Origin of the sequence: Piscibacillus salipiscarius, assembly GCF_042685285.1 — a bacterium.
Lineage (GTDB): Bacteria > Bacillota > Bacilli > Bacillales > Alkalibacillaceae > Piscibacillus > Piscibacillus salipiscarius.
Genome location: NZ_JBHUMZ010000011.1, coordinates 1 through 18,632 on the forward strand (window position 1 = coordinate 1; position 18,632 = coordinate 18,632).

The 18,632-nt window shown below is 37.6% G+C and carries 20 protein-coding genes and 1 pseudogene; 18 read left to right on the forward strand and 3 right to left on the reverse strand.

The features are described 5' to 3' along the window. Positions 1-256 (forward strand): annotated as a pseudogene (locus ACFSW4_RS02710) (hypothetical protein); the annotation flags it as partial. A gap of 151 nt (positions 257-407) precedes the next feature. On the opposite strand, the gene ACFSW4_RS02715 reads toward ACFSW4_RS02710, so the two are convergent. Next, positions 408-1,412, reverse strand: a complete 1,005-nt coding sequence (locus tag ACFSW4_RS02715) for a DUF2804 domain-containing protein (protein ID WP_054752265.1) — start codon at positions 1,410-1,412, stop codon at positions 408-410. A gap of 101 nt (positions 1,413-1,513) precedes the next feature. Between ACFSW4_RS02715 and ACFSW4_RS02720 the strand changes: the two genes are divergently transcribed. From ACFSW4_RS02720 to ACFSW4_RS02750, 7 genes are all read left to right on the forward strand, one after another. Then, on the forward strand, positions 1,514-2,425 hold the full coding sequence (locus tag ACFSW4_RS02720; RefSeq protein WP_377327303.1) for a DoxX-like family protein: 912 nt from the start codon (positions 1,514-1,516) through the stop codon (positions 2,423-2,425). A 9-nt stretch (positions 2,426-2,434) separates the two neighbouring features. Next, complete coding sequence (locus ACFSW4_RS02725; RefSeq protein WP_054752264.1) at positions 2,435-3,037, forward strand: DUF4166 domain-containing protein; 603 nt, start codon at positions 2,435-2,437, stop codon at positions 3,035-3,037. Continuing rightward, positions 3,021-4,574, forward strand: a complete 1,554-nt coding sequence (locus ACFSW4_RS02730; RefSeq protein WP_377327305.1) for a YndJ family protein — start codon at positions 3,021-3,023, stop codon at positions 4,572-4,574. Before ACFSW4_RS02725 ends, ACFSW4_RS02730 begins: the two co-directional genes overlap by 17 nt. Positions 4,575-4,577: 3 nt before the next feature. Beyond that, positions 4,578-5,429, forward strand: coding sequence for an aminoglycoside 6-adenylyltransferase (locus ACFSW4_RS02735; protein ID WP_054752256.1), 852 nt, complete (start codon positions 4,578-4,580; stop codon positions 5,427-5,429). Positions 5,430-5,440: 11 nt separating this feature from the next. Next, positions 5,441-5,833: a DUF4181 domain-containing protein gene (locus ACFSW4_RS02740; RefSeq protein WP_377327307.1), complete on the forward strand. Its 393-nt coding sequence runs from the start codon at positions 5,441-5,443 to the stop codon at positions 5,831-5,833. Between the two features lie 11 nt (positions 5,834-5,844). Further along, on the forward strand, positions 5,845-7,242 hold the full coding sequence (locus ACFSW4_RS02745; RefSeq protein ID WP_377327309.1) for a M20 family metallopeptidase: 1,398 nt from the start codon (positions 5,845-5,847) through the stop codon (positions 7,240-7,242). Positions 7,243-7,678: 436 nt separating this feature from the next. Further along, entirely contained in the window at positions 7,679-8,581 is a 903-nt protein-coding gene (locus ACFSW4_RS02750; RefSeq protein ID WP_054752254.1) for a DMT family transporter, read from the forward strand. Positions 8,582-8,628: 47 nt separating this feature from the next. Here ACFSW4_RS02750 and ACFSW4_RS02755 read toward each other — a convergent pair whose 3' ends face one another. Continuing rightward, entirely contained in the window at positions 8,629-9,048 is a 420-nt protein-coding gene (locus ACFSW4_RS02755; protein WP_377327311.1) for a universal stress protein, read from the reverse strand. Positions 9,049-9,300: 252 nt separating this feature from the next. On the opposite strand from ACFSW4_RS02755, the gene ACFSW4_RS02760 reads away from it, so the two are divergent. From ACFSW4_RS02760 to ACFSW4_RS02790, 7 genes are all read left to right on the forward strand, one after another. Continuing rightward, positions 9,301-10,773 (forward strand): SulP family inorganic anion transporter, encoded by a 1,473-nt coding sequence (locus ACFSW4_RS02760; RefSeq protein WP_054752252.1) that lies wholly within the window; start codon positions 9,301-9,303, stop codon positions 10,771-10,773. A gap of 125 nt (positions 10,774-10,898) precedes the next feature. Beyond that, entirely contained in the window at positions 10,899-11,735 is an 837-nt protein-coding gene (locus tag ACFSW4_RS02765) for a hypothetical protein (RefSeq protein WP_377327313.1), read from the forward strand. A gap of 60 nt (positions 11,736-11,795) precedes the next feature. After that, positions 11,796-12,329 (forward strand): GNAT family N-acetyltransferase, encoded by a 534-nt coding sequence (locus ACFSW4_RS02770; protein ID WP_279401337.1) that lies wholly within the window; start codon positions 11,796-11,798, stop codon positions 12,327-12,329. A 50-nt stretch (positions 12,330-12,379) separates the two neighbouring features. Further along, positions 12,380-12,526, forward strand: coding sequence for a hypothetical protein (locus tag ACFSW4_RS02775; RefSeq protein ID WP_279401336.1), 147 nt, complete (start codon positions 12,380-12,382; stop codon positions 12,524-12,526). Position 12,527: 1 nt separating this feature from the next. Further along, positions 12,528-12,803: a GNAT family N-acetyltransferase gene (locus tag ACFSW4_RS02780; protein WP_377327315.1), complete on the forward strand. Its 276-nt coding sequence runs from the start codon at positions 12,528-12,530 to the stop codon at positions 12,801-12,803. Positions 12,804-12,822: 19 nt separating this feature from the next. Then, entirely contained in the window at positions 12,823-13,233 is a 411-nt protein-coding gene (locus ACFSW4_RS02785) for a DUF1801 domain-containing protein (protein WP_377327317.1), read from the forward strand. A gap of 12 nt (positions 13,234-13,245) precedes the next feature. After that, the gene (locus ACFSW4_RS02790; protein ID WP_377327319.1) at positions 13,246-13,701 is read left to right on the forward strand and encodes a nucleoside deaminase; all 456 of its coding nucleotides are present in this window, start codon (positions 13,246-13,248) and stop codon (positions 13,699-13,701) included. A gap of 70 nt (positions 13,702-13,771) precedes the next feature. Here the strand turns inward: ACFSW4_RS02790 and ACFSW4_RS02795 are convergent, their stop codons facing one another. Continuing rightward, positions 13,772-14,533 (reverse strand): SDR family oxidoreductase, encoded by a 762-nt coding sequence (locus ACFSW4_RS02795; protein WP_054752247.1) that lies wholly within the window; start codon positions 14,531-14,533, stop codon positions 13,772-13,774. 170 nt (positions 14,534-14,703) lie between these two features. On the opposite strand from ACFSW4_RS02795, the gene ACFSW4_RS02800 reads away from it, so the two are divergent. From ACFSW4_RS02800 to ACFSW4_RS02810, 3 genes are all read left to right on the forward strand, one after another. Beyond that, positions 14,704-15,651 carry a ring-cleaving dioxygenase gene (locus ACFSW4_RS02800; protein ID WP_377327321.1) on the forward strand — a complete coding sequence of 316 codons (948 nt, stop codon included), beginning with the start codon at positions 14,704-14,706 and terminating at the stop codon, positions 15,649-15,651. Between the two features lie 143 nt (positions 15,652-15,794). Beyond that, positions 15,795-16,976, forward strand: coding sequence for a hypothetical protein (locus ACFSW4_RS02805; protein WP_054752245.1), 1,182 nt, complete (start codon positions 15,795-15,797; stop codon positions 16,974-16,976). A 216-nt stretch (positions 16,977-17,192) separates the two neighbouring features. After that, a complete protein-coding gene (locus tag ACFSW4_RS02810; RefSeq protein WP_377327323.1) occupies positions 17,193-18,617 on the forward strand; it encodes a DHA2 family efflux MFS transporter permease subunit in 1,425 nt (474 codons plus the stop codon). Positions 18,618-18,632: the final 15 nt, after the last annotated feature.

Genomic DNA, 18,632 nt, shown 5'->3' on the forward strand with positions numbered 1-18,632 from the left:
AGTTAAAATAAAGAAATCCTTAACAAAAAGAACTTATCGTGAGAAGGTTATTGCATCTGGTGGAAAAGATCCCATGAGGTGCTCTTGTTGTGATAACTTTTATGAGCTGCGTCAAAATGATTCGCTTTCCGCAGGCACGGCGCGGGCTTCCCCAAACGCACTCCCGTTCGTTTGGCGTGATTTTCAGCTCGTGCTGTTCTGCGACGATCTGGACGATCTAGTGTCGGCGTTGGCCACAGGACGTGGCCGACCTTAGCCGACCAGGAGTCTTGCATTTTGACTACGCTAACAACACTCAATATTCGTTTATAGAAAAGCTATATTACTTTTGTTCTAACCTCTTTTATATTTGTGGAAACAAAGACTTTTATGGCTACCAGATAGCACGCCAATATCAGATATTAAGCCTACCAACGAGCTTTATGGTCTTCTGCCCAGCCAAATATCTTATTAACTTCAATACTGTGGCCCAGATCGGTTTCAATGGTTCCATGATAATAACCAAACATCTGGTGGACTTCTGATTGTATAATCAAGGCATTGGTTCTCGAAACGCGTTCAAAAATCGGTTCGAACATGAGTTTTACTTGATGACTATTTGGAGTTTGAATAATCCAAGGTTTCATATAGTTCTGTTGGTCATAGATCCAATCTAATTCATCATGAACTTTATGTAATCGATGATCGATGGTTATACCATTTTCTGTTTGCCCAGTACCTTCAGTCCACTGGCCACCAAGGTTCAATCCAACTTTATGATTATCTGAGTAACCTGAAGCGGCTCCCCAATTCCAAGTTGAACGGTAAGGCCATTTGCCTCTGCCGAAATCTAGCGTTGCAAATGACTGATTAGAATTAAAAACATATTCTCCTTGTGACCAATTTACTTTACCTTGTACGGGCAGTCCCACTTGTTTTGACGTGAATTGAAACTGATTTTTGCCCCAAGGTATGACGACGTTTAACGATTCTTGCTCGGGTTCTTTTTTAATCGAAAATTGGGCCTGTAATGGCTTGCTTTCATAAAAATTCGGCCAGTATACGTTTATATTGGTATCTTGAAGACTCACGCGAATTCCTTTATGTTCAACGTAAATAGGATCATTAACATTATCTGGCATATTAACAAAACGTCCAAAAGGGATTAGGACGGATTGCTCATTAAACTTCATCGTTTTAAGGTCAAATACATAAACAAATATAACGGCTACATAGTCTAGGTGTGAAACGGTAATGGAAAATAACGCATCCGGACTTGTCATACACCAATAATTCCATTTCTTTTTACGTAAAAAGCTTCCTTGAACATTACAATAAACGATGGGATGACGAGCCCATCCAATGCTGTTAGAGTTTAACTCACCATTCCCATCACAAAGCTTTACCACTTTAGTTAACTCTCTACCTCGCATGAGCAGCATCTCCTTTATATTAAATATACGAGATAGAACGTCAAACATCCTTCAATTGAATAGAATGGTAGAATAGAGATAAGTAGACGAGGAGGGGTTTTATGGCGAAGAATCCAATATACGTTGAAATTCCTATTAAGTCAGAGATGGACAAGCTTTGGCGCGTGACGCAAACACCTGACGAGCATGAGAAATGGGATTTAAGATTTTCTTCAATAACCTATTTACCTAAACAAGATGACAAACCGCAACTCTTTACATATAAGACGAATATAGGATTTGGCCTTGCTATAAAAGGGTGGGGGAAGAGTATTGGAACACATGATGCAGATGCAAAAGATGGCTCCAAAACATCTTCACTACATTTCGGAACGAAGCAAAAGTTATCATTGATCAAGGAAGGAAGAGGCTACTGGAAGTACAATCCTCAGCCTAATGGAACAATCCAATTTTTAACTCAGTATCAGTACAGCACAAACTGGGGAAAAGTAGGTAACTTAATTGATTTATTCTTTCGCCCTATGATGGGCTGGGCAACAGCACTTAGCTTTGACGTAGCCCGGCGATGGCTTGAAACAGGAGAAACACCTTCAGTACAGTATGTTCGGTTTTTTAGTACATGGCTTATTGCTATTTTATTTTTTATCGTCTGGACGTATCACGGGCTTGTCCCTAAAATCTTATTCATGCACCCAACAGAGGTCTCAATGACAACAGGTGCTTTGCCGATATCAGAATCTCAGGCGATTTGGTTAAATTATGTTGTCGGCGCTGGTGAAATAATTATCGGGTTAAGTTGGCTGTTCTATCCTAAAAAAGAACATTTATTAAAGTTGCAATTAATCGTTTTTCCTTTACTGGCTTTATCAGCTGCCATTGCAGAACCAGCTAACTTAATACATCCGTTTAATCCGCTGACGTTTAATTTCGCTTTAGTTGTCTTTTCTGCCATTGGGTTATTAGTCAGTAAAGATGTACCAACAGCAAAGAATTGCAAAAGAAAACCGGATTGAGGAGTCCATATGTCGATTTATAAGCAAGTTTTAGGAGATGAATTTAATCAGCTTCACTCTATGCTACAAAAAAGATATGCCTTGATGTCTACGAAACCTGTGACTGGTAAAGGAGTTATGCTTGACATCAAAGGAGCGCCATGGTTTTTAAAACCTATGATGAAGCTCTTAACAAAGCGCAAGCTTCTTTTCCCTGAACAAGGTAGTCAAGTTCCGTTTATGATTAACAATACACCACGCTCAAACGGTAAGCAGATTTACTGGGAGCGGGCATTTTATTTTCCTCATCAGACAAGGTATTTTAACGCGCTGATGAGCCTCGATGAAGAACGTCTTGTAATTAAGGATTATTTGGGGGAACCACCTTTGATGTATTCTGATTTAGTCTTTAGTGTTGAAGATGGAGCGTTACTCATCCGTTCATTAAAACAACGACTCGTCATAGGATCCATTGAGGTTCCATTACCGAAATGGTTTCAAGGGGTGGCAACTGTCAAAGAAGATTATCATGATGAAAAAGAGAAGTTTGGGATCTCCGTTCAGGTAAATAACCCAATCCTTGGACAACTTTTTCATTATAAAGGGGAATTTACAAGTGAAGACCTTACATAAATTAGGACTCATCAATATTGTTGTGTTGGGAGTTATCGCCCTGATCACACCACATGAGTGGTATTATTTAATCCTAACAACAGCTCAGCTAGTATTTGTGCCAATCGTTCTTGCATCAATCGGACAATCTAGCAAAATCGTTATTTGGATAGCGATGCTTGCGTATTTATCCGTTATACTCATTCAGGTCACACCTGATACTCATTGGCACGCATTTTTGGCGGCAGTTTACTTATTGTATACTATTTTAATTGCTTTCAAGGGCTTCAATCGATTTTTACATAGAGGATTTACTCATATTGAAGAAATTTTAATAGATGTCGCCATGGTGTTTCTTGCGATTGGAGGTATATGGTTTTTAGCTTATGAAGCGGGAATTAATACTGGTTTTAGTCCAATCATTACTTGGTTAACAGCTATTCACTTTCACTATGCTGGATTTCTACTTCCTATTTTTACGGGGCTATTAGGCAGGTTGGGTAAGCCTAAGTTATATAAGTGGGCAGCATGGTCGGTCATAGTAGCCATTGTATTAGTCGCTCTAGGTATTACGTTTTCAACAACACTTGAGCTTTTATCTGTTTTAGTTTATATCTTTGCGATTTATAGTTTAATAGGTCTTACTTTTTTTATAAAATTTATAGGACCAGCTCAAAAGTGGCTTTTTCGGATCACGTTTATCGCAATTGGCGTGTCGATTATCTTTTCTCTTTTATATGCGTACGGGAATTGGTCAGGCAATTCAACGGTTACGATTGACTTTATGCTTAAATTTCATGGTGTGACGAATGCCGTATTATTTGCAGGTGCTGGCACAATTATGACATCAATGTTTACGCCAAAGCAAGCTGATCAAAAGTCCAGGTTTCCAGTGAGTGAACTTCGCGGGGAATTTATGATAGGAGAAGACTTTTTAAAGGGGAAAATCACAAGTGAGTCATCAGTTAATGGTCTTGTAGATCATATGGATATTTACCAACTAAACCTTGCTCCTACGATTAAAGATTTTTATGAAAATACATCAGATTACCGGCTTTGGGCTAAAGTTAAATGGCATTCTTGGTTTAAACCATTTGCAGCGATTTATAAGATGCTAAGCCGTCACACACAACAAATCAATTTACCTCTATCTAGTAAAAGGGTTGAGATGGATGGTGGTATTCATCTATTAAAACCTGAACTAGATTCAAGAAAACGTGTTAGGGCTTGGGTTAGAAAGATTAAAGGGGATACAACATTCGTTGCTTTATATTCAGAGCACACAGATGGTGAAAACACCTATATGAATATTGCCTTGCCACTACCTTGGTCTACCATGATTGGTATATTGAATCTTCACCAGCATGAAGGTCGCCTCATTTTATCAAGTGAAGAAGTAGGGATTTACCTCGCTTTTCGAGAATATGTTATGAAACTACCTATAAACGAACGGTTTGAAGTATGGGAAATTAAACGAGGAAAGCTTAAAGCTGTACACCGCATGTGGTTGTTTGGATTACCATTTCTAAAAATCGATTATGACATTGAAAGGAAGTAATACATGCGCAACGAAACAGAAATGATGGATTTAATTCTAGGGACAGCTCAAGAAGACGATCGAATTCGAGCGGTTTGGATGAATGGTTCACGCGTCAATCCAAATGTTAAGCGTGACATCATGCAGGACTTTGATGTCGTTTTTGCAGTAAAAGAGATCGATAGTTTTCAAGAAGATACTGACTGGATCGATCGTTTTGGTGAGAGAGTCATTATGCAAAAACCAAGCCCATCACCATGGCAAAATGAAAATCATGCCCTAACTTACTTAATGCAATTTCAAGATGGTAACAGGATTGATCTAAATCTCGTACCTACTAACAAAGTATCTGGCATTATGAAAGCGACTGAAAGTTTAACAGAAATTTTACTAGATAAGGATGGCTTGACGCCTGAACTACCACCACCATCTGATCGTGACTATCATGTTCCGAAGCCTAGTGAAAAAGAGTTTCAAGCAACTTGTAATGAATTTTGGTGGGTTACGCCTTATGTGGCCAAAGGGCTTTGGCGAGAGGAAGTACTCTATGCAAAAGGTGTTTTAGAAGGACCTCTCCGTCACGCATTAATGAACATGCTAGACTGGTCGATTGCGATTGATTACGATTTTAAGATCAGTACAGGTAAATTCAGTAAAGATCTAAAGGATTTATTAGATGAACCGACGTGGAATAGATTAATAGACACTTTTCCAAAAGCTCATTTAGAAGAGATTTGGCAAGCACTAGAAATGATGGGAGACCTGTTTCACGACACCGCTGTTTCCTGTGCAGAGCGCTTAGGTTTCATCTATAATGAAAGTGAAGAACAGCACGTGCGTGAATATATAAAACGTATTCGAAATAACGACATGTAGGAGTTGTACATATGAACTTTATTGATCTTCTTTTGATTTTTTCAGCCTTATTTATATCAGCGTTTATCGTAGAAATGATTTTAACTAAAATGTTTAAAATCGAAATACGTAAAGAACGCTTTATTAACGATCAACATAAAAAACGGTATAGACAGTTTTTAATGATATATCTAATAATTTTAGTGATTTTATTTAGTCTTTATATCGTTGGGTTTTTAATAGTATTCATTCCGATTACTCTAATCATTTTATATCCAATTTTAAGCTCGACCATTGATTTACTTATGGAATGGAAGTACGCACGGGAATCTAAACGGTTTATCGTCTCGATCTCAAATATTACTGTTTATATTACGTTTATCGTACTTTTGTTTGCTACAGACTTTTTTGGAATTTATTCATAAGGAGTGATTAGATGTCGCATATCCAAGCCGTCCATCGTTTGATTGAGGAAAAAAGTGACCTGTTCACTGACATGAGTGATCGAATTTGGGAGTTCGCGGAAACGGCTTTTTTAGAAAAGCATTCCTCAGAATACATTATCTCTAAACTCGAGGAACAAGGCTTTGAAGTTGAACGTGGTGTGTGTGGGATTGAGACTGCTTTTGTTGCCACATTTGGTAGCGCAAAACCTATTGTTGGTTTTCTAGGAGAGTATGATGCGCTTCCTAGTCTTAGCCAGGAAAAAGGAATAGCTGAATATAAACCAATTGCCTCAGGTGGAAATGGTCATGGATGTGGCCATAACTTGCTTGGAACTGGTTCGTTTGCTGCAGCGGTCGCAGTCAAAGATTATATGGAAGAAAACAATGTGATTGGTACAGTAAAATATTTCGGTTGCCCTGCTGAAGAGTTTGGGGACGGAAAAGCTTTTATGGCAAAAGCGGGCATCTTTGATGATTTAGACTTTGCATTATGTTGGCATCCAGCTCCAATTAATTCTGTTTTTAAGATGGATGTATTAGCTATAAATCAAGTTTATTTTAGATTTAAAGGCCGATCGGCTCATGCTGCAGCGAGCCCGCATTTAGGAAGAAGTGCGCTTGATGCCGTTGAGCTTATGAATATCGGGGTGAATTATCTTAGAGAGCATATTATTCCTGAAGCTCGCGTTCACTATGCTGTAACAAACACAGGTGGTGATGCGCCGAACGTCGTTCAATCTAACGCTGAGGTTCTTTATTTAATTAGAGCACCAAGAGTTTCTCAAGTTCAGAGTATTTACGAACGCGTATGTAAAATCGCTGAAGGTGCAGCATTAATGACTGAAACGGAACTAGAGATTGTTTTTGATAGTGGCTCTTCAGACATGATAGAGAATCATACATTAGATGCAGTGTTAGATGAAAACCTGCGCAAACTAGATCCACCGAAGTTTTCTAAAGATGAGACAGCTTTTGCGGTAGCAATCCGTCAAACGTTATCCGAAGAAGAGAAGAACACCTTATGGGCGAAAGGGATTGAAGGATTAGCATTAACAGATGAGGTTATCGGTCTAGAAGATCAAGATTCTTCAACAGGATCGACAGATGTATCGGACGTCAGCTGGATTGCCCCAACCACTCAAGTTTTAACGACATGCTTTGCTAATGGAACGGCACTTCATTCTTGGCAAGCCGTATCTCAAGTGGGCACTTCAATTGGTCATAAAGGGATGTTGTATGCAGGTAAAATTATGGCAGCCACAGCACTAGATGTTATGAAGGATCCAGAGCTTTTAAAAAAGGCAAAAGAAGAACACGGCAAAATCGCGGGAAAAGAAAAATATGTGAGTCCAATACCTGATGGAGTACAACCAGGATTGACAGAATAAACTAGGGTGAAAAGAACCAATTCAATGGGATTGGTTCTTTTTTTATTAGCTAGACTTGTATTTTCCTTTATATCAGTTTAGTCGGCCCAGTGTTTTCTCACGGATGCGGACAGTTTTCTCTCGAATGCGAACACTTCAGCTTCGAATGCGGACAGTTCGTCGGCTGACGCGAACAAATCCCCCTCGGATGCGAACACTTTGGCTTCAAATATGAACAGTAAGGCTTCGAATACGAACAAATTGCACTCGGATATGAACAGTTCACCAGCTGAGGCATTATTTTATACAATATATCTTCCCTTATCTACATAATATATATTGGAAATAGTTTAAGATTGCTTTATATGGAAAAGCGTTGTAAGATTAACTCGCCAGAACAAACTCTTAGTAGTTTAACCTGAACCTGATAGATAGAGAGAAAAGGGAGGGTTTTACGATGAGAATGAATCAAACGATCGCTTATGGCATGGTGGTACTAGGTGCGTCATTTTGGGGATTAACTGGATTGTTCGTGCAAAATCTATATGCCTTTGGTTTTTCTCCTTGGCAAGTCGTCACCCTACGCTTAACTATGTCGAGTCTCATCTTATTGATCTTGTTGTGGACCATGGCAAGAAGTTATTTAAAGATTAGACTAATAGACTTACCTTATTTTATAGGTTTGGGTCTCTTTAGTATCAGCTTCTTCAATTGGTTCTATTTTCAAGTCATGGAATTATCATCACTTTCAGTTGCAGTCGTCTTTGTCTACACCTCTCCAGTCTTCGCAGCTATCATCGCAAAAATTCTTTTCAAAGAATCTTTAACTCTAGCTAAAATTTCAGCGATTATACTAACTATCATAGGAAGTGCATTTGCAATCAAATTCATACCGCTTGGTGAATTTTCCTTAACATTAAAAACAGTTATGTTCGGGTTGTTAGCTGGCTTTTTCTGTTCAACTTATAGTTTGTTAGGGAAAAATGTAAGCAGGTGGTATCATCCGTTTACGATTACGTTTTATGCGATGCTATGTGGGAGCGTATTTTTACTGCCAACTAGTCAAATTTGGCAGCACAAGCATCAATTCTTAAATGGAGACGTTTGGTTGAATTTATTTGGTATTGTGATTATTTCAACAGTACTTGCTTATTTGATTTACACAATTGGTTTATCCTATATTGAATCAAGTAAAGCAACGATCCTGTCTTCTATTGAAATTGTAGTTGCGGTATTAGTTGGAGTGGTCGTATTCGAGGAGGCTCTAACTGGATGGCAAACATTAGGCTTTGGACTAGTGTTTGTATCATTGTTTTTAACCGTTTTCTCATTTAAAAAAAGAGAACATTTAAAGAGGTGAGATGACCTCGAGCTACCGATTTATTTCGGTAGCTTTTTTTATGTTAACTACTTAACAATCATAACTGGACATTTTGCGCGCTTTGCCACTTTGTGACTGACACTACCCAAAACCATTTCTTGTAGCACGTTTAAGCCACGGCTTCCGATAATAACTAAATCAAAATTATGTTCGTTAGCAAACTTTACAATCGTAGGTCCAGGTTCCCCTTTTGTTATTTCAACTTCATAGTCAACGTGCGCTTGCTCTAAAATATCCTCGATCGGTTTTAAACGGCTTTGTCTTTTTGCTTCAACAGTTTGTTGATCACCGACCTCTAACACATCATGTTTAGAAGTATCACTATCAATCACGTAAATAACGGTGATTTGAGCTTTTTCTTGTAAACTAGCTAATTCAACTGCATGTTTTGCCGTTCGGATCGAGTGTTCTGAACCATCAGCGGCTAATAGTATTTGCTTGTACACTTTCATGTCCCCTTTTTATTTATTGTCTTTATTTTATCATTCTAAAGATATATAGGTATACGTTTATATTAATATCTTAAATTGGGTAGTAAATAGTAGAATATTAAAGTAAATAGGAGTATTTCAATAAAGCATACGCTTACATGCGATTATGATTACAATCAATCACGTGGTATAATCACTTTCGTTCTTGTCGTAAGCACTGTTATGGACAGTGCACAAGTTTTAGAATAATAGAAAAGAGGTGCACGATTGAACATCCAAACAATCAAAAATAATTGGTTTGGAAACGTGAAGAATGATGTATTAGCAGGGATGGTTGTTGCCATGGCATTAATCCCTGAAGCCATTGCATTCTCAATTATTGCGGGTGTTGACCCGATGGTTGGGCTTTACGCTTCCTTTTGTATAGCTGTGGTCATTGCATTTTTAGGCGGACGTCCCGGTATGATCTCCGCTGCCACAGGCGCCATGGCGTTATTAATGGTGACGTTAGTCGCTGAATACGGTTTGCAGTATTTATTAGCGGCCACGATTTTAACGGGTATCTTGCAAATCATATTAGGTTATTTAAAAGTCGGCCAAATTATGAAGTTTATTCCCCGTTCGGTTATGTTAGGCTTTGTGAACGCGCTTGCGATTTTAATTTTCACATCACAGCTGACGCACTTTTCAGGCGAAAGTTGGCCGATGTATTTATTAGTGATTGGGTCACTGGCGATTATTTATCTATTCCCGCGCATCACTCGCGCCGTACCAGCGCCTTTAGTCGCTATTGTTGTCATGACCATCATTGTGATGACAACAGGTCTTAATGTTAAAACAGTAGGAGATATGGGAGAGCTTACGAGCACGTTACCAATCTTCTTAATTCCTGATATTCCGTTAACATTTGAAACCTTACAAATCATCTTCCCGGTATCTTTAGCGTTAGCTTTTGTAGGACTACTTGAATCATTACTCACAAGTCAAATCGTTGATGATATGACGGATACACCTAGTGATAAAAATAAGGAAGCGCGCGGACAAGGGATGGCTAATGTTGTCTCAGGATTTTTCGGTGGAATGGCTGGTTGTGCCATGATTGGTCAGTCTGTCATTAACGTTAAATCAGGTGGACGAGGAAGGTTATCAGCACTTACAGCTGGTGTGTTCCTAATGTTACTGATCATTGTTTTTCAAGACTTGCTTGTACAGATTCCAATGGCTGTACTGGTTGGTGTGATGATCATGGTTTCAATTGGAACATTTGACTGGGCTTCACTTAAGAATATCCATGTCATGCCAAAAACAGACGCAGCGGTCATGATCGTCACTGTCGTTACAGTGGTTAAAACCCATGATTTATCTAAAGGTGTCTTAGCAGGTGTTATATTAAGTGCTATATTCTTTGTTGCCAAAATTTCTTCTATAAAAGTAGAGAAATTTATTAATGAAGAAACGGAAACATTAGTCTACCGAATTAAAGGTCAAGTGTTCTTTGCCTCTGTAGAAAATCTTTTAAAGCAAGTTGATTACAAAGCAGATGTTAAGAACGTTCAAATTGATTTTACTCAGGCTCATATTTGGGACGATTCTGCTGTTGCCACTATAGATAAAATAGTGTTGAAGCATCGAGAACATGGTAAACAAGTAGATATTACTGGTCTTAACGAGGATAGTTCAAAGCTTGTTGAGCGATTAGCTGTTCATAATAAACCTAATGCGAGTCTATCGAATCATTAATAGATTAACCTAGAAAGTCCAAATAAGGACTTTCTTTTTTTATTATAAGTAAATCTATTACTAATATTTCCATGTTACAATATCTCTTAGAATACAAATTTTAGTGATACAAAAGTAGGGATTTGATGCGAGGAATTTGGTGGTTATTAATCTTATTGTTAGGATTTATGGGCTGTGCTGAAGATGAAGGGGCTATTACGTTTCAAGACGATACGAAAGTCACGTCATGGTTAGACGATTTAACCTTAAGGTTATACATAGAAAACCATACAAACGAACCGATTATGGCTGAATTTGAAGTTGATATACATAATGAGTGGCTTGCAAATCAAATAGATGGTGAACCAACTATTTATGGGGGCTACCCTGGTAGTGATGAAGTAGCAAAGGAGTTTGTTGAAATAGATCATCAGGCTGAAAGCTTTTATTCAGTTTCATATCAACTAAAAAGTACTATTGATAAACAACAATTTATTACAGCCATTGATCAAGGTGCTGTTGAAGTAAAACTACATTCTGAATCAGGTAAATTGCTAGCTAATGATACTATAGATAATCTATATATTTATGACCTGGATCGAATCAGAAATGGGAATCAGCTGTTTATTTTTATCTTCATAGTCACTGTCATTGGGATTGTGCTGATTGATAAATTCGTGAGGTATTGGACGGGGATACCTAAAGTTGAACGAGAAGAATTACCCAAGCCTTATAAAATTATGACGAATGTCTTAAGTGTGGGCGTAACTATTTTTACGACTTTTTTTATGCAGAGCATTTCTTTAGGAGATTTTTGGAAAGTTTTAGCTTTATTCGTTTTATTCTATTTCCTAGCACAAATCATTCTACAATTCATCTATTTAAGAAGTGCGAAAGAGTATCGGGTTTCCTTAATTAACCTTGTAATCATTCTATTAACGATTACCGTTTTATCTTATCAATTCCCTTACCCGCTTCATTAAAAGCTACTCACTCGTCGATATGTTAGAATAGTTAGTAAATATGAAGATGGGGATGTTATTTTGGATATTGCAATTAGGCAAGAGCACCCGAATGACTATATGGAAACTGAAAATGTCGTAAAAGATGCATTTCTTGATGCAGAAAATAGTGATCATGATGAACATGAACTCGTTAATCGTTTGCGTAAATCGAATGCTTTTGTACCAGAACTATCTCTGGTAGCAATCGATCAGAAGCTTAATAAAATAGTAGGTCATATCCTTTTTACAAAAGTCAAAATAAAAGGGAAACAGGAACATGATTCGCTAGCTTTGGCACCAGTGTCCGTATTACCTGATTATCAGAAAAACGGAATAGGCAATCAATTGTGTCTTGAAGGACTAAGGTTGTCCAAAGCCCACGGTTATAAATCGGTCATTGTTCTAGGGCACCCAGAGTATTACCCTAAATTTGGCTTTGAAAAAGCATCTGACTATGAGATATATCCACCGTTTGATGTGCCTGACGAGGCGTTCATGGTATTAGAGTTAGAAGAAGGAGCATTAACGAATGTATCAGGTGTTGTGGAGTATTCAAATGCTTTTAATGGTTAATTGAATTCAACTTGTTAAAATAGAAGAAAAGTGATGAAGGAGTTAGTGCCATGAAATTTGATGGGAAGAAAATGGTGTTTCTCATTATAATCATTATCGCTATTATGGCGGTTGTAACGTATGCGATATTTACATTTATGGATCGTAATCAATATATTGAAGATATGAGTTTAAGTTTACTCAAAGGAGTGATATGAAATGGATATTAAACGTGATGATCAAGGCTTTTATGTAGGAACTGCAGACAGTAAAGATGCTATGATAACGTTTGAAGACAAAGGTAATCAGACAATTGATATTGACCATACTGAGGTATCGGAAAAATTAAGAGGGACAGGCATGGCAGGGAAACTTGTTAAAGCAGTCGTGGAATATGCACGTGAAAACGACCTTAAGGTCACTGCTTCATGTCCCTATGCGAAGAAAAAACTTAGCAGTAAAGAAGAGTATCAAGACGTTTATGTAGGTGAATAAAATATAGGAGGTCTTCTTCATGGCATATGAACTGAAGACGAAACAAAATGATAATAGTGTTATTGAGTTTATTGAAAGCGTAGATCAACCTAAAAAACGCGAAGATGCATACAAGTTATTGGACTTGTTTAGTGAGACAACTGGATATGAAGCTAAAATGTGGGGAAGCAGCATTATTGGATTTGGAAAGTATCAGTATAAATACAAATCAGGCCACGAAGGCGAATGGATGCTAGTAGGATTTTCCCCTCGCAAACAAAATTTCAGTCTATATTTAATGTCAGGAATAGAAAAAATGGAAGACCTCTTAGAGAAATTTGGAAAGTATAAAACGGGAAAAGCTTGTATTTACATCAATAAATTAGATGATGTTGATGAAGCTGTTCTACGTGACATGATTCAACGATCGATTAACGAGCTAACGAAATAGGGGGCGGTTTGGATGGAACATGAGAAGTATTTAAGCCAGGCAATTGAGTTAGCACAAAATAATGTTAAAAATGGTGGGAGACCATTTGGAGCTGTCTTAGTAAAAGATGGCGAGGTCATCTCTACAGGTGTAAATGAGACGAATGAAACATGTGACATTACAGCCCATGCAGAATTGCTAGTCATTAGACGAGCTAATGAGAAACTTAAATCACCATTTTTAGAAGGAACCGTTATGTACGCAAGTGGACAACCTTGCCCAATGTGTATGGCGGCTATGCATTCAGCGAAAATAGACAAGATTTATTTTGCCTATTCATATGAACAAGGGCAGCCGTATGGATTATCGTCCACTGACATACTTGAAGAGCTTAAGAAACCCATTGAAGATCAGTCAATCGAGATTAAACATATAACGCCAGATGGAATTGACCAACATCCGTACGAAATGTGGTCTAATCAAAATTGATAGATTGGCTTAATTAAAATAGCCCGTATTATGATTTCAAAAGAATCATAATACGGGTGTTTTAAATTCCTTATAATGATGCTTGCCAACCACCATCAACATAGATGGTATGTCCATTGACATAATTTGATGCGTCCGAAGCTAAATAAATGGCTGTTCCAATTAACTCTTCTGGAACTCCCCAGCGTTGTAATGGGACTTCGCTTTTCACCCACTGATTAAAGTCTGGATCTTGTACAAGTTTTTCAGTCATATCCGTTTGGAAATATCCTGGACCAATGGCATTTGTTTGAATGTTATACGGTCCCCATTCTGTCGCCATTGATTTTGTTAACATTTTAAGTCCGCCTTTCGCGGCAGAATAGTTTGCAATATTTGGCCTTGCTTTCTCTGCATTTAGAGAAGTTATATTAATAATTTTACCGTGGTTACGTTCCTTCATATAAGGAAAGACGGCTTGCGAAAGATTAAATGCTGATGTTAGATTCACATCTAAAACTGTTTGCCAATCATCCAAGCTTAGCTCCTCAAGTGGATTGCGTCTATGTATTCCAGCGTTATTAATTAGAACGCTAATAGGTCCAACCTCACTTTCGATTTTATTAACATTATTTATGACATCTTCTTTTGCCGTAACATCGAAAGCATACCCCTTAGCTTGATTTCCCTGTTCTTTAAGTTCATGAACAACTGAATCAACATCACTTTGTTTCCGTCCATTAATAATAACTATAGCGCCGTTGTCAGCGAAGCCTTGAGCGACACTTAAACCTAATCCTCTAGTTGAACCGGAAATTAAAACTACTTTGTCTTTAACATTAAATAAGTCCATTTAATCACTTCCTATCTCTGTAGTCTTCATAAACTTATCAAAGATTTAGAAAAATTAAAAGCTACTATTTTGGAATAGAATGTGTAATTATAAACAGGCTATTTGATAATGAGTTAATTCAAGCGTTATAATTATCTTGAATTCAAGATAAATTGAAAGGAGTCATCCTTATGACAGATAAACATACAGCTGGCGTGCATCATATTACCGCGATTGCTGGTCCATCCCAAGAGAATATTGACTTTTATGTAGGGGTCCTTGGCTTAAGATTAGTGAAGAAAACGGTAAACTTTGATGATCCTGGCACATACCATTTTTACTTTGGTGATGAACGAGGGAACCCTGGTACGATTTTGACATTTTTCCCTTGGAAGAACATCCCACAAGGGCGAGTTGGTTCTGGTCAAGTTGGATATACCACATTCGCTATTCCAAAAGGGGCTATGCCATTTTGGGAAAAGCGCTTTAACCAGTTTCATATAGAAACTGAGAAAGAAACACGGTTCAATGAAGAATATTTAAAATTTGAAGATCCACATGGTCTTAAATTAGAGCTAGTTGAAAGAGAAGAAGGCCCGTTAAATACATTTGAATTTAATGGTGTAACGAAAGATGTTGCCATAAAAGGTTTTGGAGGGGCTGTTCTATACTCAGGTTCACCTCGTAAAACAGCTGATCTTTTAGAGTCAGGTTTAGGTTTTGAAAAGATAGCTGAGGAGGATATGTACTTAAGGTACCGTTCAAAAAGTGATATTGGTAATAAAATCGACGTTCCTGTTAAAGCTTTTCCGAGAGGTGAGATGGGAGCTGGCACTGTTCACCATATCGCTTTTCGTGCTGATGACTACGATGATCAGCAAGACTGGCGGACTTATATTTCAGATAAAGGGCTTCAGCCGACTGATATTTTAGACCGTCAGTATTTTACATCGATTTACTTCCGTGAATGGGGCGGTATTTTGTTTGAAATAGCTACAGATGTCCCAGGGTTTGATACTGATGAATCACTTGAACACCTTGGAGAGGAATTAAAACTCCCTAATTGGTTAGAACAGCATCGTAATCAAATTGAGCAAATAGTTGATCCTATTGAAGTAAGGGAAGTAAAACCTAAATAGCATTGTAGGCCTCACTATCCAAGTTAGTGGGGTTTTTCTTATTAATTTTTAAAAACGTTAATAGATTATTTAAAAAAGTAGTTTAAATCCTAAAACTTGTGCAAAACAATAGTATACAAAAAAATAGAAGAAGGTGTATGCAGATGAGCAGTTCCTACAGAAGAGTGAAATTAATTACAGCTCCAGGGTTTGCGAATGAGGTTATATGTGAATTAGAGGACGAACTGCCTTCTTTATTAAAGCAATATGTTAATGATCAGTGGGAGTGGGAAGTTGAACAGGAAGAAGATGCATTGACAGGTTCGACTGGTGATACTCGAGAAATTTTGGAGACAATCCTAAGTAATATTAAAGAAAGCGATGTTGACTACCTAATTTGTCTCACCGATTTACCTTTATTTCATGATGGTAGAGTGGTTGTTTCGGAAGCATATGAAGAAGAAAATGTGGCGATTATTAGTATTCCTGGACTTGGGTCTACTCCTATGAGGAAAAGAATTAAATCCTCCATTATTCAATTAGTGAATGAAATGTATTATGAAAGCTCTGAGGAAGGTTATGAGAGGCTTAGAGATAAAATAAAAGAAGCTGGTAAAGATGGTTTAAGAGTCATTGATGGCCGGATCTTAGTAGGCCGGAAAGGTTTTGAGAAGTTTTCGCCTATAAAAAGGGAAGTTCCTAAAGATGGTGAACATAACATTGATGTTCGTTTCACAGTCCCTTCTAAAATTTGGGGTGGCGTTAGAATATTAACAGGTATGGTTCGAGCGAATCAACCATGGAGAATGTTCCCTGCATTTGTAAAAGTTTTAGTTGTGGCTTTCGCAACAGGTGCATATGCACTCGTTTTCCCGACTTTATGGACTTTAACAAGTGATTATGAAATTTGGCGGTTAGCGATGTTAAGTGTTGTTTCGATTTTTGCCATGGTTACTTGGATTATGTTAGCGCATAATCTTTGGGAATCACCTAGACATGACACACATAACCGAAAAAGATGGCTTTACAATATAGCAACAGCATTCACCTTATTAATTTCTGTTACATTATTTTATATAAACTTATATTTGATGTTTTTAATCTCAGTGTTCATATTTATACCATTACCATCATTAGAATCTCAGGTAGGATCTAGCTCATCTTATGTTGACTACTTTTTCATAGCTTGGCTTATCTCTAGTTTTGCTACTATTATCGGAGCACTTGGAACTGCTTTAGAAAGTGAAGAAACAATCTTATCAGCAACTTATGGTTATAGACAGAAGCAACGTTACGAACAATTAAAGAAAAGAAAAGAGGAAGAAAAACAAGAAGAGAAATCATGAAACTCGGTGTAATCCGGGTTTTTTATTTGAAACTTATAATGTTTTGGTTATGTCTTTTCCTAGAAATAGCTTGCAAGCTATCAGAATGTTAATGTATAAAGTATTTTCTCTTTAGTTAAATTAAACTTGTTACAATTTAGTTAAATCCTTCGACTTACGAAAGAATTTTTGCTAAGATAGAATGTTGCGACTGAAAAATAGAAAGAAGGATTTAGTATGGCAAAAAATTATGAACAACGAGGAAGCAATATAAAAAGAGGGCCGTTAATGCTTGTCTTAATCTCGGGAGCATTTGTGGCAATATTAAACCAAACATTATTAGGAACTGCGCTGCCTAGAATTGCGGAAGCACTAGAAATCAATTATGCGTCTGCTCAATGGTTACAATCGATCTTTATGTTAGTTAACGGAATTATGATCCCGATTACCGCATTTCTGATCGGTCGATTTACATCTCGAGGGTTGTTTTTAACCGCTATGGGATCTTTTGCTGTTGGAACATTAATTTGTGCGATTTCTCCAAACTTTGAGATTCTGATGGTTGGACGTGTCCTGCAGGCAGCAGGGGCTGGTATTATGCTACCGCTTATGCAGACAATTATGTTTTTAGTCTATCCACTTGAAAAACGTGGATCTGCCATGGGGATGTTTGGTTTAGTAATTGCGTTTGCGCCAGCGATTGGACCTACACTCTCAGGTTATTTAGTAGAGCACTTCGTTTGGAGAAGTGTGTTCTATGTGGTGTTACCAATTGCTATTATAGATATACTTGTCGCTTATTTCATATTGAAGAATGTGACTGAACGTACATTCCCTAAACTTGACATGCTATCCATCATTTTATCTACATTAGGTTTTGGTGGTTTACTATACGGATTTAGTATTGCGGGAAATCCAGAGACAGGGTTTGCGAGTCAGAATGTCATTATTTCTTTAATTATAGGTGCCATTACGTTAACTTGGTTTATTTTAAGACAATTAAAATTAGACACGCCAATTTTAGAGTTTAGAATCTTTAAATACAGTATTTTTACTCTTACAACGGCAATTGGTATGATTGCATTTATGTCTATGATTGGTGGGGCTGTTATTTTACCAATTATGATGCAAGACATGTTAGGCTTTTCAGCGTTAGAATCTGGTCTTATGTTACTACCTGGAGCAGCTTTGATGGGCTTTATGAACCCAATTACAGGACGGTTATTTGATAAATTCGGAGCACGCTATTTATCCATTATTGGGTTGTTTACACTTGTTGTGACCACATTTATGTTCTCGAATTTAACACCAGAGACAAGTTTTCTTTATTTAGCTGTTGTAAATGCAGCACGTATGTTAGGAATTGCGATGGTGATGATGCCTGTTACAACAGCAGGTTTAAATCAGCTTCCTAACAGTTTAATGCCTCATGGTACTGCGATGAACAATACGATGCGTCAAATGTCAGGTGCAGTTGGTACTGCCTTACTTGTCTCCATTATGACAAGTCAGACTATACCGGATGAGGGAGTTCAAGGAGCCCTACATGGTGTAAATGTGTCATTCTTTGTTGCAGGTGTATTATCTATTGCTGGCTGGGTTTTAGCATTCTTTATTAAGAAAACCAGCCCAAGAGAAGAAGCAGCTCAAGTTACAGAATAATAATCACTTAAAAAC

What these genes read in the sequence shown, in the direction of transcription:
- ACFSW4_RS02810 (WP_377327323.1), top strand. Translation starts at nt 17,193, where the DNA reads ATGGCAAAAAATTATGAACAACGAGGAAGCAATATAAAAAGAGGGCCG.
- ACFSW4_RS02715 (WP_054752265.1), bottom strand. Translation starts at nt 1,412, where the DNA reads ATGCGAGGTAGAGAGTTAACTAAAGTGGTAAAGCTTTGTGATGGGAAT.
- ACFSW4_RS02800 (WP_377327321.1), top strand. Translation starts at nt 14,704, where the DNA reads ATGACAGATAAACATACAGCTGGCGTGCATCATATTACCGCGATTGCT.
- ACFSW4_RS02805 (WP_054752245.1), top strand. Translation starts at nt 15,795, where the DNA reads ATGAGCAGTTCCTACAGAAGAGTGAAATTAATTACAGCTCCAGGGTTT.
- ACFSW4_RS02790 (WP_377327319.1), top strand. Translation starts at nt 13,246, where the DNA reads ATGGAACATGAGAAGTATTTAAGCCAGGCAATTGAGTTAGCACAAAAT.
- ACFSW4_RS02780 (WP_377327315.1), top strand. Translation starts at nt 12,528, where the DNA reads ATGGATATTAAACGTGATGATCAAGGCTTTTATGTAGGAACTGCAGAC.
- ACFSW4_RS02765 (WP_377327313.1), top strand. Translation starts at nt 10,899, where the DNA reads ATGCGAGGAATTTGGTGGTTATTAATCTTATTGTTAGGATTTATGGGC.
- ACFSW4_RS02720 (WP_377327303.1), top strand. Translation starts at nt 1,514, where the DNA reads ATGGCGAAGAATCCAATATACGTTGAAATTCCTATTAAGTCAGAGATG.
- ACFSW4_RS02795 (WP_054752247.1), bottom strand. Translation starts at nt 14,533, where the DNA reads ATGGACTTATTTAATGTTAAAGACAAAGTAGTTTTAATTTCCGGTTCA.
- ACFSW4_RS02740 (WP_377327307.1), top strand. Translation starts at nt 5,441, where the DNA reads ATGAACTTTATTGATCTTCTTTTGATTTTTTCAGCCTTATTTATATCA.
- ACFSW4_RS02725 (WP_054752264.1), top strand. Translation starts at nt 2,435, where the DNA reads ATGTCGATTTATAAGCAAGTTTTAGGAGATGAATTTAATCAGCTTCAC.
- ACFSW4_RS02735 (WP_054752256.1), top strand. Translation starts at nt 4,578, where the DNA reads ATGCGCAACGAAACAGAAATGATGGATTTAATTCTAGGGACAGCTCAA.
- ACFSW4_RS02785 (WP_377327317.1), top strand. Translation starts at nt 12,823, where the DNA reads ATGGCATATGAACTGAAGACGAAACAAAATGATAATAGTGTTATTGAG.
- ACFSW4_RS02745 (WP_377327309.1), top strand. Translation starts at nt 5,845, where the DNA reads ATGTCGCATATCCAAGCCGTCCATCGTTTGATTGAGGAAAAAAGTGAC.
- ACFSW4_RS02775 (WP_279401336.1), top strand. Translation starts at nt 12,380, where the DNA reads ATGAAATTTGATGGGAAGAAAATGGTGTTTCTCATTATAATCATTATC.
- ACFSW4_RS02750 (WP_054752254.1), top strand. Translation starts at nt 7,679, where the DNA reads ATGAGAATGAATCAAACGATCGCTTATGGCATGGTGGTACTAGGTGCG.